Source organism: Pseudomonas sp. NPDC047961, from assembly GCF_050272435.1.
GTDB lineage: Bacteria > Pseudomonadota > Gammaproteobacteria > Pseudomonadales > Pseudomonadaceae > Stutzerimonas.
The window spans coordinates 561,701-575,129 of record NZ_JBNNMD010000003.1; the positions used below are offsets into that span (position 1 = coordinate 561,701).

A 13,429-nucleotide genomic window follows, 5' to 3' on the forward strand; every position below is an offset into this window, starting at 1 on the left:
GCCGCCTGTCTGCCTTCTCGACGCGAGTACCTCCATGCCGATTCGCCACTGCATCGTTCACCTGATCGAAAAAAAGCCGGACGGCACACCTGCCGTTCTTCATGCCCGTGACTCGGAGCTGGGCGATTCACAGGCCATTGAGAACCTGCTGGCCGATCTAAACGAAAGCTATAACGCCAAGCAGGGCAAAGCTTGGGGCTACTTTCATGACGAATCGGGCGCCTACCCCTTTAGCGGTTGGCTGACGCAGTACATGGACGGCAACCAGAATTTCACTGCGTTCAGCCGGCAAGCCGTGGAACACCTGCAAAAGCTGATGGAGGAATCCAACCTTTCCACCGGCGGCCATGTTCTGTTCGCCCACTACCAGCAAGGCATGACCGATTACCTGGCGATCGCATTGCTGCACCACAGCAATGGCGTGACCGTTACCGACACGCTGGATGTCGCCGAAGCCCGGCACCTGGACCTGGGTCAACTGCACCTGGCGACGCGGATCAATCTGTCCGAGTGGAAGAACAACAAGCAGTCCCGGCAGTACATTTCCTTCATAAAAGGGAAAAACGGCAAGAAGGTCTCGGAGTATTTCCGCGATTTCATCGGCTGCCAGGAAGGTGTCGACGGCCCCGGTGAAACGCGCACGCTGCTCAAAGCCTTCAGCGACTATGTCGAAAGCGAAGACCTGCCTGACGAAAAGGCACGCGAGAAGACCAGCGCGCTGGTGGGCTATGCCAGCAGTCAGGCCAAGATCGGCGAGCCCATGTCGCTGGAGGAGCTGTCCGGGGTCATCGACGAGGAGCGCCCACGCGCCTTCTACGATCACATCCGCAACAAGGACTATGGACTTTCGCCGGAGATTCCCGCTGACAAGCGCACCCTGAACCAGTTTCAGCGGTTCACTGGCCGGGCCGAAGGACTGTCGATCAGCTTCGAATCACACCTGCTGGGCTCGAAAGTCGAATACGACGAAGCCCGCGACATGTTGATTATTCGCAACCTGCCAACGCAGCTGACCGATCAGCTCAAGCGGCGCAAGGGATAAGCCCTGAGGGGCGACGCCTGTACATGCCGCAGCTCCTGAGGGGTGTCGGAAGCCCGAGCCAAGCACGCCGCTACGAAAATCTGTCTCCTCGCTGGAATGAAACGGCCATCTGCCAGTCAGATGGCTGCTCATCGCTGCTGCAACCCTGTACGACCCGCTACGGCTAAGGATTCACAATGGATTGGCTGCACCTGATTATTCTGTCCCTGGTCCAGGGCATCACTGAATTTCTCCCGATTTCATCTTCCGCCCACCTGATCCTTCCTTCGCAAGTGCTTGGATGGCCCGACCAGGGCCAGGCATTCGACGTCGCGGTACACGTCGGCACCTTGCTCGCCGTATTGATCTGTTTCCGTCACGAGGTGATCGCGACCACCCGTGGCTGGCTGGCACACGTGTTCCGCCGACAGGTCAGCGCTGAAAGCCGTCTCGGCTGGGCGATCATCATCGGCACATTGCCGGCGGGCATCATCGGCTTGCTGCTGGAGGACTACATCGAGCAGTACACCCGATCAATGCTCTTCATCGCGGCTACGACCATCATCTTCGGCCTGCTGCTGTGGTACGCGGACGTCAAGGGACGGCGTGTCGCCGAAATGGATCAGCTGACCTGGAAAAGCGCACTGATCATCGGCTTTGCGCAAGCGCTAGCGCTGATTCCCGGCACCTCGCGCTCGGGTATCACCATGACTGCGGCCCTGCTGCTCGGTTTCACCCGGCAGACCGCGGCACGCTTCTCCTTCTTACTGTCGATACCGCTGATCCTCGCTGCAGGCGGGTTGAAAGCGGTCGAGTTAGCCCAGTCAGGTGAAGCCGCGCCGTGGAATGACATTTTCATTGGCGCCGCACTGTCGTTCGTTGCGGCGTTTCTCTGCATCAAGCTGTTCCTCAAGGCGCTCGACGCCTTGGGTATGCTGCCCTTCGTGATTTATCGCTTGCTGCTGGGTGTGACGCTGCTATTCATCGCGCTCTGACGAGCGACTTAAGAAGGCCCGCGCAACGGGTTTGCGCGGGCCAGAAGCATCAACGGGCGTCGATGCGATAGCCGATGCGAGGGAAGTGCACATGGACGACGCCGGCACGCTCATCCTCACGTCGCAGAATCAGCTCTTCCACGCCAGCGAAGACCAGCTCACCTTCAACCGGATCGGTCCCGTAATCCACTGCGGATATGGTCACGGCTTGCCCCGCCTCGAATCCATTAGGCTCGGAGAACGGCTCATCCGGCAAGTCCGCGGGCGTCGCGTCGCGGGCAATAGACACGGCCTCTTCCGCCGATAGTTCGGACAGCGAGCCATGCCCCACTGCCAGCACCTTGCCAAGCCAGGCCGCCACGTCCGGATAGGCATCGACCAGCGGCGCGGTCACTGGTGTGCCTTTAAGGAACCAAAGGCAATGGGCGACAGCGAAGTCCGCCACGCAAGGTGCAGCACCAAGCAGAAACTCTCCGCTACCACGCGCTAATTGCTGTTGCAGGCGCGCCATCAGGACCGGCCAGTGATTCTTCGCCTGTTCAAGCGGAATGCGGGCCACCGAGCCGCTGCTGAACAAGGCGGCGCGGTCCTTGCTGAACACTTCGATGAACGCTTTAGGCACTTGGGCGAAACGCATGGCCATGGATTCCGGCTGGAACACCAGGCTCACGGCATGCAGGAACAGCACCGAGTCAGCCCACTGTGCCAGCGTCGCCGCAACGAACTCCTGCCCTTCGGGAAACAGCGCGGGTGTGGCTTTCTCGGCTTCGAGGCGACGCGCAATCAGTGCGGTATCGCAATAGATGTCGGCGCCGACCTGAAGCACCGGAGTACGCCGGTAGCCGCCTGTCAGAGCCGTGAGATCAGGCTTGGGCATGACCGGAGGAATTTGCACCGAACGCCAGGACAGCTGCTTGAAACCCAGCATCAGTCGCGCTTTTTCGGCAAAGGGCGAGGTGGGATAGTGGTGCAGGATCACTTCGTGCATAGCAGGCTCCGCCAGTCGTTAGGTAGAACGGCAGCTTACCCGCGCGAACGGAGGCAGCCTACCCGTTCAGCTGATTGCCTGGACATTCACCGGGCCACTGCCGGACTGCACCGAAACCAGCGCCTCCTTGGCCGATTTTTTCATTTGCTTAATGGCGCGCTCACGCCGCAACGCGTCGCTCTTGCTGCCAAGCGTCTCGACATAGACCAGTGCCACCGCCGGGCTGGAATGGAAGAACCGCGCCCCTCGCCCACTTTGGTGAGCGGCAAAGCGGCGCTGTACATCGTCACTGATCCCGCAATAAAGCGAGCCGTTGGCGGCGCGTACCAGATAGACGAACCAGGGTTTGCTAGCAGCGATGCTCATGTAGCAGGCTCTCGAGAAGACGGTTGGATTTTCCCGGGCCGCGCCTGCCAGGGCAAGACTGCTCTTGCCGACCGAAAAGCCGAAAGTGTGCAGCGTGGTCTCGAATCCGTCGCGTTTGAACGCTGCCGCAATGTTCCGACACAGTTGTCGTCAGCGAGCGACCGGCAGCCAAGCCGCGGGTAGCAGTGGCTGCAAGGGTTCGCCGTTTCGCCTAGCAAAGTCCGTCGATCCTGTCGAGATATGGTGGCGGTTCGCCTTTGCGTATACTGCGCCGATGTTTGCCCAAACTGCATTCCGCACTCGCTGCACCTCCTGGTTGCTGGCGGCCGGACTCTTCCTGATGCTCAGCAGCTGCGCTGAACCGCCCAGCGCACTCGAGCGAATAAAGGAGGAAGGCGTTCTGCGCGTGATCACCCGCAACAGCCCTTCCACCTATTTCCAGGATCGCAACGGCGAAGCCGGCTTCGAGTATGAGCTGGTCAAGCGCTTCGCCAGCCATCTCGGCGTCAAGCTGCAGATCGAGACCGCCGACAGCATCGAAGAAATCTTCACCCGCCTGAATCGTCCTGGTGGTCCAACCTTGGCGGCGGCCGGCCTAGTAGCAAGCAAAGGACGCAAGGACTTCGCGCGCTTCACCCAGCCCTACCTGGATGTCACCACTCAGGTCGTCTATCGCCGGGGTCAGCGCCGCCCTACCCAACCCGAAGACCTGGTCGGTAAACGCATTCTGGTGCTCAAGGGCAGCAGCCAAGCCGAGAAACTCAAGGCGCTACAGAGCGAATTTCCCGATCTTCGCTATGAGGAATCGGATGCAGTTGAGGTGGTCGATTTGCTGCGTATGGTCGATGAGGGCCAGGTAGATCTGACGTTGGTCGAGTCCAATGAGCTGGCGCTGAATCAGGTCTACTTCACCAATGCGCGAGCGGCATTCGATCTCGGTGAGCAAAGCAGCCTGGCATGGATCGTTGGCAAGGGCGAAGACAACAGCGTGCTCGAAGCGGCCAACCAGTTCCTCACCCAGGCACAGGAGAACGGAACACTGCAGCGCCTGAGAGAACGCTATTACGGTCACGTCGACGTGCTCGGCTACGTTGGCGCCTATGCCTTTGCCAAGCACCTGCAGCAACGTCTGCCGCGCTATGAAAAGGTATTCCGCGAAACGGCCAAGGAGCACGGCGTCGACTGGCGTCTGCTTGCCGCCATCGGTTATCAGGAATCCCACTGGCAGCCCGAAGCGACCTCTAAAACCGGCGTGCGGGGGCTGATGATGCTGACCCTCAATACCGCCAAGGCCATGGGCGTGAACAATCGTCTCGACCCCGTCCAAAGCATTCGCGGCGGTGGAAAATACATCGCCAAGGTGCATGCCAACCTGCCTGACAGCATCGAGGAGCCGGACCGTACCTGGTTCGCCCTAGCCGCGTACAACGTCGGTGGCGGCCACTTGGAAGATGCGCGCAAACTGGCCGAAAGCGAGGGCCTGAACCCGAACAAGTGGCTGGACGTGAAACAGATGTTGCCAAGGCTGGCGCAGAAGCAGTGGTATACCAAGACGCGCTACGGATACGCACGCGGAGGCGAGCCGGTGCATTTCGTGGCCAACATCCGCCGCTATTACGACATCCTCACCTGGGTGACTCAGCCGCAAATGGAAGGCCAGCAACTGGTGAACAACGAGATCCACGTTCCCGGCATCAACTCCACCGAACTCGGTGAAATTCTTCCGCCGCTCTGATCCTTCCGGCCCTAAGCCTCAGCCTCTTCCGATAGAGGCGAAGCTGCCTGCGGTATGCTCGGCCAGCACCTCAGCCGCCAACTCCACCTCCAGCCCTCGCCGCCCGGCGCTGACATAGATGCTCGGTTGCGCCTGCGCCGACACGTCAATAAACGTGCGTAGCCGCTTCTTCTGCCCCAGCGGACTGATGCCACCGACCAGATAGCCGGTCGCGCGTTGCGCCGCCATGGGATCTGCCATGTCGACCTTCTTCACCTTGGCCGCCTGCGCCAGCGCCTTGAGGTCAAGCGAACCAGCAACCGGCACGACAGCCACCAGAAGCTCATTCTTTTCGCTGCAGGCGAGTAGTGTTTTGAACACCCTCGCCGGTTCAAGGCCGAGCTTCTCAGCGGCTTCAAGACCATAGGATGCCGATTTGGGATCGTGTTCGTAGCTGTGGATGCGGTAGTCGGCCTTGGCCTTTTTCAGCAGATCGATAGCGGGCGTCATGGCGAAAAGAATCGTCGAGGAAAGGTCGCTACATTAGCCAAAAACACAACGGCCCGCACAATGTGCGGGCCGTTGCTGTTGCGTCGCGGCCGGGTCGACAGATCGGCCCGCCACGCCAGCAGACAACCGGTCAGGCAACCTTGGTCCGGTACGCCGCCCGTAACTGGCGGGCGGCAGCGACCATGTTGACCAGAGCTGCCTCGGTTTCCGCCCAGCCGCGGGTTTTCAGGCCGCAATCCGGGTTGACCCAGAGCCGCTCGGCCGGGATTCGCTCGGCGGCCTTCTGCAGCAACTGGACCATTTCAGCCGTGTCCGGGACGCGCGGCGAGTGGATGTCGTAGACGCCGGGACCGATGTCGTTGGGGTAGTCGAAGACGCGGAACGCTTCCAGCAGCTCCATTTGCGAGCGGGAGGTCTCGATGGTGATAACGTCGGCATCCATCGCGGCAATCGCCTCGATCACATCGTTGAATTCGCTGTAGCACATGTGCGTGTGGATCTGCGTTTCGTCGCGCACACCGCTGGCACACAGACGGAACGCATCGACCGCCCAATCGAGATAGTGCCCCCACTGGGCGCGCCGCAACGGCAGACCTTCGCGGAATGCCGCTTCGTCGATCTGGACGATTTTGATGCCCGCCGCTTCGAGATCACAGACCTCGTCCCGGATCGCTAGCGCCAGCTGCCGCGCCTGTTGCTCACGGCTGACATCCTCGCGAGTAAACGACCACATCAACATGGTTACCGGGCCGGTCAGCATGCCCTTCATGACCTTGCGGGTCTGCTGTTGCGCGTAGCGAATCCACTCCACCGTCATAGCCGCCGGACGGCTCAGATCACCGTAGATCACCGCCGGTTTCACGCAACGCGAGCCATAGCTCTGCACCCAGCCGAAGCGGGTAAAGGCATAACCGTCGAGCTGTTCGGCGAAATACTCGACCATGTCGTTACGCTCGGCCTCACCGTGTACCAACACATCCAGACCCAATTGCTCCTGTACGGCAATTGCGTGACGAATCTCGGCGTGCATCGCCTCGGTATAGTCGGTCAGGGCCAACTTGCCCTGCTTGAACGCCTGACGCGCCAAACGGATCGCCGGAGTCTGCGGGAACGAGCCGATGGTGGTCGTCGGGAATGCCGGCAGATCCAGCCGAGCGCGCTGCTTCTCGATGCGGCTTTCGAAAGCGGATTGCCGCTGGCTGTGCCTGGGTTTGATCGCAGCCAACCGCGCCTGCACTGCGGGCTTGTGGATCCGTGGAGACTCGACGCGGCTCGCCTGAACCTCGCGGCTTTGTTGTAACGCGGCCTGTACTTGGGCATCGTCTGGTTGATTGACCGCTCGCGTCAGCACGGCAACCTCCGCGCATTTCTGCACGGCAAATGCCAGCCAGCTACGCAGCTCAGCATCCAGTTGGTCCTCCCGCGCAAGGTCTACCGGTGCGTGCAGCAACGAACAGGACGGCGCGACCCAGAGTCGCTCGCCCAACCGCTCGGCAGCGTGACGAAGCACGTTCAAGGCTTTATCCAGATCGCACCGCCAGACGTTTCGTCCGTTGACGATGCCCAGAGAGAGGATTTTGTATGCCGGCAGTCGATCAAGGATGACCGGGTACTGATCCGGTGCACGCACCAGGTCGATATGCAGGCCATCGACCGGCAACGCTGCGGCCAAGCCAAGGTTGTCTTCCAATCCGCCAAAATAGGTTGCGACCAGCTTCTTCAATGGAGCGCGCTGCAACAGGTTGTAGGCTCGCTCGAAGGCGTTCTTCCAGTCTTGCGGCAAATCGAGCACCAGAATCGGCTCATCGATCTGCACCCACTCCACTCCCTGCGCGGCGAGCCGCTCCAGCACTTCCCCGTAGACCGGAAGCAGTCGCTCGAGCAGCTCCAGCTTGTCGAACGCTTCCCCCTTGGCCTTCCCCAGCCAGAGATAGGTCAACGGCCCGATCAGCACCGGCTTGACCGCGTGGCCAAGGGCCCTGGCCTCTTCCACTTCCTCGAACAACTGCGTCCACGACAGCTCAAAGGACTGATCAACGCTGAATTCGGGGACCAGGTAGTGATAGTTGGTATCAAACCATTTAGTCATTTCCTGCGCTTGCCCACCGCCGCAGCACTGGTTAGTTACGCCACGCGCCATGGCGAACAAGGTATCCAGGGTCAGTTGACCGTCGGCCGGACGAAAGCGCTCAGGCACAACGCCAAACATCAGCGACTGGGTCAGCACCTGGTCATACCAGGCGAAATCGCCGGCAGGCAGCAGTTCAATGCCAGCATCCGCCTGCAGCTGCCAATGGGCCGCGCGCAACTCCCTACCGACCCGGCGCAGCTCGGCCTCGCTGAGGTCACCCTTCCAGTACGCTTCGAGCGCCTTTTTCAATTCTCGGTCGGCACCAATGCGTGGGAAGCCCAGGGAATGCGCAACAGCCATGACAATCTCCAATTCGTTCGTTTTCGATGAGCGAATTGTGACGGCCCGAGATAAATGAAACAAACTCACGCAATTCTAGATCATCTTTAGATATATTCATGTCCTAACCGCTACGCCTCTGTCCAACTGGACATCGAGACGCGATAAGCAGTCGCTACGCGCCGTCTCACTCCCAGCTAAAACCTGCAGGTTGTTGAATGGCTCTGTCAGCACCCGATGCATGCTCATTGCCCTGCGAAGATTCATTCGAGATGTCGACAATGATCGGCGCGCTGGGACACACTTCGCCGCCGCGATGAGGATTGCTCAAGTCACCGTGCTTTGGTTGATCTGACGTCCTCTCGAAACCTAGGTCTCGCCATCGAAAACAGCAGGAAGTCAGCATGCTGGAAATCCGCCACCTGAAAACTCTTCACGCACTGCGCGAAACCGACAGCCTGGTGGAGGCCGCCGAGCGGCTGCATCTGACCCAGTCAGCACTGTCCCATCAGTTCAAGGAACTGGAAGAACGCTTGGGCCTGCAGCTGTTCGTGCGCAAGACGCGTCCTGTGCGTTTCACCAGTGCGGGTTTGCGCCTGTTGCAATTGGCCGACAGCTTGCTGCCACAGCTGCGCAGTGCCGAGCGCGACCTGGCCCGACTGGCAGGCGGCACCGCGGGCCGTTTGCATATGGCGATCGAGTGTCACAGCTGCTTTCAGTGGCTGATGCCGACCATCGATCAGTTCCGCGATGCCTGGCCGGAAGTCGAGCTGGACCTGGCTTCGGGGTTTTCCTTCGCACCGCTGCCGGCCCTGGCGCGCGGTGATCTGGATCTGGTGGTGACGTCCGACCCGATCGAGCTGCCGGGCATCACCTATGTGCCGCTGTTTACCTACGAAGCGCTGCTCGCCGTCGCCAACCAGCACGCCCTGGCATCCCGCCCGTTCGTACGCGCCGAAGACCTGGCCAGCGAAACCCTGATCACCTATCCGGTGGAACGTGATCGTTTGGACATCTTTACCCGTTTCCTCGAGCCGGCCGACATCGAACCCGCGCAGGTTCGTACCTCGGAACTCACCGTGATGATGATGCAGTTGGTGGCCTCCGGTCGCGGCGTGTGCTGCGTGCCTAACTGGGCGTTGCATGAATACAGCACGCGCGGTTACGTCACTGCCAAACGACTTGGCGAGAAAGGCCTGTTTGCCACGCTCTATGCGGGCATACGCGCTGACATGCTGGATTCGCCGTTCATGCGCGATTTCCTGCTGACCGCCAAGGACACCTCGTTTTCGACGCTCGAAGGGGTCAGCGCCGCACCGAAGACGAAATAGCTCACTCCTGCCGATACGGCAGCGCATCGCGCGCGGCCTCGGCATAGCGCATCACACCTAGACGTTCCTGCTGTAGGAACTCGCTGACCGCAGCACGCAGCCCCGGATGCTCCAGGTAGTGCCAGGAGCGCGTGATCACCGGCTCGAAGCCGCGTATCAGCTTGTGCTCGCCCTGTGCTCCGGCATCGAAGCGTGACAGGCCAGCAGCAATCGCCTGATCGATCCCTTGGTAAAAGCAGGTTTCGAAATGCAGGCGGTCGAAGTCTGCCAAGCTGCCCCAGTAGCGACCATACAGCTCGCCAGCACCAATCAGACTAAACGCCATGGCCACCGGCCGGCCGCTCTGGCAGGCAAGCACCACCCGGATCGCCTCGGGCATCCGCTCGGCCAGCAGGCTGAAAAAGCTGCGAGTCAGATACGGCGCCTGACCGCGAACATGGTAGGTATTGGCGTAACAGGCATAAACGAAATCCCACTCTGCCTCGCTGACCTTGTGACCTTCGCGCCACTCGAATTCGATCCCCTGCCCCACCACCTGCTCGCGCTCTTTTCGCAGCTGCTTGCGTTTGCGCGACGTCAGCGCGTCAAGAAAATCCTGGAAATCACGGTAGCCGCGGTTGTGCCAATGAAACTGACAACCGATGCGCTCCAGCCAGCCTTCGCGCACGTGCAACACGGCGTCGGCGTCCGGCTCGGTGAAGTTAACGTGCAGGCTGGAATGCCCTTGCGCGTCAAGCTCGGCCGTGAGCTGATCAAGCAACCGCCCCGCCGCCTCGCGATCACCGAGTAGCCTTGCGCCGGTCACTGGAGAGAACGGCACCGCGCAGAGCAGCTTGGGGTAGTAGTCGATGCCGGCGCGATGACAGGCGTCGGCCCAAGCCCAATCAAACACGTACTCGCCGTTGGAGTTGGTCTTGCGGTACAGCGGTAGCGCGGCGATCACGTCACCCTGCGCATCACTGAGGACTTGATGATGCGGACGCCAACCGGTGCGGCCCCCGACGCTGCCGCTGTCTTCCAAAGCGGACAGGAAAGCGTGCCTTAGAAACGGCTGAGGGTTATCGACAAGCAATGCATCCCAACGAGCGGGATCGATATCAGCGAGGCGGGACAGGGTCTGAATAGGCATGCGCGCCAGTCTGGCCTGTAACCGGGACGAAAAAAAGCCCCAAGAACATGGGGCTTTATAAGGAGCATCGCGAGCGTAGCGGTGTTGCTTAGAAGACGTATTGGGCGCGCAGGGAAATGGCGTCGCCGTCGTCGTCGCCATTGGCGTTGACCACGTCATCCACACTGGTCTTCAGGTAGTTGGCGGAGATCTTTACCGCCTCGTTGGCATACCAGTTGACGCCGATGGTGTGAGTCTTCGCGGCGGCCTCGGCACTGTCGACCGTCAAGCCGGCCACAGGCACGGCGCCACCTTCACCAACCGGCAACATGGCCGTTTCGTCAACCGTGATGTTGTCGTAACGGTAGAAGACCTCCCACGCGCCGAGTTGCTTGTTCTCGGGCTTGATCTTGTCGAACTTGCCGCCATCAAGCTTGTAGCTGCGTGACTCACCGGTAAGTGTGTAGGCGAGCTGGACGTTGTAGCCGGTAGCTTCCAGATCGTTGTCATTGCCGTTCAGGGCAGCGTCGCCATCCGCGTTGCGGGTGAGGTACTCGCCCTGGACGGAGAACGGGCCGATCATGTACGCCGCTTCGAGGCCCCAGGCCTGGTCAGTGCCATCCAGCGCGGCGCCACCAAACAACGCGCGGTTACCATTCGGACCGTCTTCGGTGGTGCCGCGGACCGACAGGCGCGATTCGATTTCTTCTTCAAAGCCCGCTTCGACCTCACGTGTAGCGAAATTCAGACCGAAGTGCAGCACCTGGTCATCTTGAACGATCGGCGCGACCACACCGCGAGCGATGAAAGAGGTGTTGTTCTGGCCATCCTCATCCTCGTTTCCGCTCTGGCGGTATCCGCCGACTTCACCATGGAACATGCCTGCTGTTGCGCGCAGTCGGATGCCTTCGCCATCTTCATGGCTATTCAGCCAGGGCGCCAGGTCATACATGGCCGACCGCTCGATCGCAGTGATCCATTTGGAACTGACCGCTTCTTCCAGACCGAAAGTCGGGTTGATGCGGCCTATCGATAGTTGGACGGGCTTCCAACCGTTGTAGTGGATCGCCAGTTCATTCCAGTTGCTCGAGCTGTCGCCGAAGTTGCGGTTGAACGTATAACCCCAGTCGGTAAAGGCCACACCCGATATCTCGATACGTGCCCGGCGGAAATAGGTCTCGTCAGCACGCTCACCGTTCTGGGTGTAGAAACCATCAAAGCTGTCAGCATCAGCTTGCAGACGACCGTTGATCTTGAAAGAGAACTCCTTGTCCGTCGTCCCTACTTCCAGACCACCCTTGGTCTTGATCATGATATCGGCGCCGTCAGTCGTAACGGTGCCGGCGAAAGCCTGGGCGGAAACGGCCAGAGCGAGGGCGCTGGCGGCGAAACCGGCGAAGTGCTTACGGATCATCGAAAATTCCCCTTTTGGTTTAGCGTCGGAAAACACACGGCTAATGGCTCTTTGTGTTGCCGGCATCTTGGCCAGCACGTGTGTCAGCCAAGTGGCTATTCCATAAAGGTTTTATGACAGTGGGAACTTAAAATATTCGTCTTTATCGCCAAATTCTCAAGGCGGCAGCCGGATCCTCTCTGTATGCAGCGGCGAGGTACAAAAAAGGCGGACCGAAGTCCGCCTTTAGGTGTTAACGCAACTCAACGTTTACGCAGGATCACGCTGCCAATTGAGTAGCCCGCACCGAACGAGCTGAGCACGCCGAGGCTGCCGCTGGACAGGTCATCCTGATGCTTATGGAAGGCAATGACCGAACCTGCCGAACTGGTGTTGGCATAGGTGTCGAGAATAACGGGCGCCTCTTCCGAGCTAGCATCACGACCGAGCAACTTGCGTACGATCAGATGGTTCATGTTCAAGTTCGCCTGGTGCAGCCAGAAGCGCTTGACCTCGCTGACCTCGATCCCGTTTTCCTTCAGGTGCTCGCCAATCAGCTCGGCCACCATCGGGCAGACTTCCTTGAACACCTTGCGGCCTTCCTGAACGAACAGCTTGTCCGGGTTGGTCATGTATTCCTCGGCGGTGCGATTGAGGAAACCGAAGTTATTGCGGATATTGTTGGAATACTCAGTCGCCAGCTTGGTGCTAACGATGTCCCACTGATAGCCCGAGGTGGCCTGATCGGCGCGCTCGACGATGACCGCCGTGCAGGCGTCGCCGAAGATAAAATGGCTGTCGCGGTCGCGGAAGTTCATGTGCCCGGTGCAGATCTCCGGATTGACCATCAGCACCGCACGCGCCTGGCCCAATCGCACCGAGTTGGCGGCATTCTGAATACCGAAGGTGGCCGAGGAACAGGCCACGTTCATGTCGAAACCGAAACCCTTGATACCCAGCGCCGCCTGCACTTCGATGGCAATCGCCGGATAAGCGCGCTGCAGGTTGGAGCAGGCAACGATCACACCGTCGATATCGGCTGCGGTTTTACCTGCGCGCTCAAGCGCCTGCTGAGCGGCCTTGACCGACATTTCGCAGAGGATGGACCACTGGTCATTGCTGCGCTCAGGAATGCGCGGAACCATGCGATCCGGATCGAGGATGCCGGCCTTGTCAGTGACGAAGCGACTCTTGATGCCGGACGCCTTCTCGATGAACGCAGAGCTCGACTCCGGCATCGGCTGAACATCACCCGCTTCGATCGCCGCAGCGTTCTCGTCGTTGAAACGACGTGAGTAGGTGTTGAAAGACTCAACCAGCTCGTCGTTGGAAATGCTCTGGGCAGGGGTGTAAAGGCCGGTACCGCTGATGACGACGTTATGCACAGTCGTTCCTCTCGAATATTGGCTGATCGTAGTCGGGTGTCGGAACAGGAGCGAAGCCAGCGAGCGCCGATGCGATCGTCACGCCGCGTCTGTTTATATGGCGGCTATTGTGCACGAAAACCGAACAGAATCTGCAGCTCAGCGCGTAAAAGCAGCCAAAGGTTATCGAGGCACGACGGCGGACATCGCTGCCGCCCAGAAGGCAGCA

At 60.0% G+C, this 13,429-nt stretch carries 11 protein-coding genes; 4 read left to right on the forward strand and 7 right to left on the reverse strand.

Going from position 1 to position 13,429, the window contains the following annotated elements; translation table 11 throughout:
* Positions 1 to 34: 34 nt before the first annotated feature.
* The gene (gene yejK / locus ACQKIK_RS13405) at positions 35 to 1,042 is read left to right on the forward strand and encodes a nucleoid-associated protein YejK (protein ID WP_499136289.1); all 1,008 of its coding nucleotides are present in this window, start codon (positions 35 to 37) and stop codon (positions 1,040 to 1,042) included.
* Positions 1,043 to 1,218: 176 nt separating this feature from the next.
* The gene (locus ACQKIK_RS13410; protein WP_073302376.1) at positions 1,219 to 2,016 is read left to right on the forward strand and encodes an undecaprenyl-diphosphate phosphatase; all 798 of its coding nucleotides are present in this window, start codon (positions 1,219 to 1,221) and stop codon (positions 2,014 to 2,016) included.
* Between the two features lie 49 nt (positions 2,017 to 2,065).
* On the opposite strand, the gene ACQKIK_RS13415 is transcribed toward ACQKIK_RS13410, so the two are convergent.
* Both ACQKIK_RS13415 and ACQKIK_RS13420 read right to left on the reverse strand, forming a co-directional pair.
* Positions 2,066 to 3,004 carry a glutathione S-transferase family protein gene (locus ACQKIK_RS13415; RefSeq protein ID WP_499136290.1) on the reverse strand — a complete coding sequence of 313 codons (939 nt, stop codon included), beginning with the start codon at positions 3,002 to 3,004 and terminating at the stop codon, positions 2,066 to 2,068.
* 66 nt (positions 3,005 to 3,070) lie between these two features.
* Positions 3,071 to 3,370: a GIY-YIG nuclease family protein gene (locus ACQKIK_RS13420; RefSeq protein WP_499136292.1), complete on the reverse strand. Its 300-nt coding sequence runs from the start codon at positions 3,368 to 3,370 to the stop codon at positions 3,071 to 3,073.
* 274 nt (positions 3,371 to 3,644) lie between these two features.
* On the opposite strand from ACQKIK_RS13420, the gene mltF reads away from it, so the two are divergent.
* A complete protein-coding gene (gene mltF, locus ACQKIK_RS13425) occupies positions 3,645 to 5,105 on the forward strand; it encodes a membrane-bound lytic murein transglycosylase MltF (RefSeq protein WP_499136293.1) in 1,461 nt (486 codons plus the stop codon).
* An 18-nt stretch (positions 5,106 to 5,123) separates the two neighbouring features.
* Here mltF and ybaK read toward each other — a convergent pair whose 3' ends face one another.
* Positions 5,124 to 5,594 (reverse strand): Cys-tRNA(Pro) deacylase, encoded by a 471-nt coding sequence (gene ybaK, locus ACQKIK_RS13430; RefSeq protein ID WP_499136294.1) that lies wholly within the window; start codon positions 5,592 to 5,594, stop codon positions 5,124 to 5,126.
* Positions 5,595 to 5,724: 130 nt separating this feature from the next.
* Positions 5,725 to 8,025, reverse strand: coding sequence for a 5-methyltetrahydropteroyltriglutamate--homocysteine S-methyltransferase (metE, locus tag ACQKIK_RS13435; protein WP_499136295.1), 2,301 nt, complete (start codon positions 8,023 to 8,025; stop codon positions 5,725 to 5,727).
* 383 nt (positions 8,026 to 8,408) lie between these two features.
* Here metE and metR point away from each other — a divergent pair, with 383 nt between their 5' ends.
* The gene (gene metR, locus ACQKIK_RS13440; RefSeq protein WP_045425187.1) at positions 8,409 to 9,335 is read left to right on the forward strand and encodes a transcriptional regulator MetR; all 927 of its coding nucleotides are present in this window, start codon (positions 8,409 to 8,411) and stop codon (positions 9,333 to 9,335) included.
* A 1-nt stretch (position 9,336) separates the two neighbouring features.
* Here metR and ACQKIK_RS13445 read toward each other — a convergent pair whose 3' ends face one another.
* The 3 genes from ACQKIK_RS13445 to ACQKIK_RS13455 all read right to left on the reverse strand — a co-directional run bounded on the left by ACQKIK_RS13445 (position 9,337) and on the right by ACQKIK_RS13455 (position 13,221).
* Complete coding sequence (locus ACQKIK_RS13445; protein WP_045425186.1) at positions 9,337 to 10,464, reverse strand: GNAT family N-acetyltransferase; 1,128 nt, start codon at positions 10,462 to 10,464, stop codon at positions 9,337 to 9,339.
* 88 nt (positions 10,465 to 10,552) lie between these two features.
* Complete coding sequence (locus tag ACQKIK_RS13450) at positions 10,553 to 11,857, reverse strand: OprO/OprP family phosphate-selective porin (protein ID WP_045425185.1); 1,305 nt, start codon at positions 11,855 to 11,857, stop codon at positions 10,553 to 10,555.
* A gap of 242 nt (positions 11,858 to 12,099) precedes the next feature.
* On the reverse strand, positions 12,100 to 13,221 hold the full coding sequence (locus tag ACQKIK_RS13455; protein ID WP_045425184.1) for a beta-ketoacyl-ACP synthase III: 1,122 nt from the start codon (positions 13,219 to 13,221) through the stop codon (positions 12,100 to 12,102).
* Positions 13,222 to 13,429: the final 208 nt, after the last annotated feature.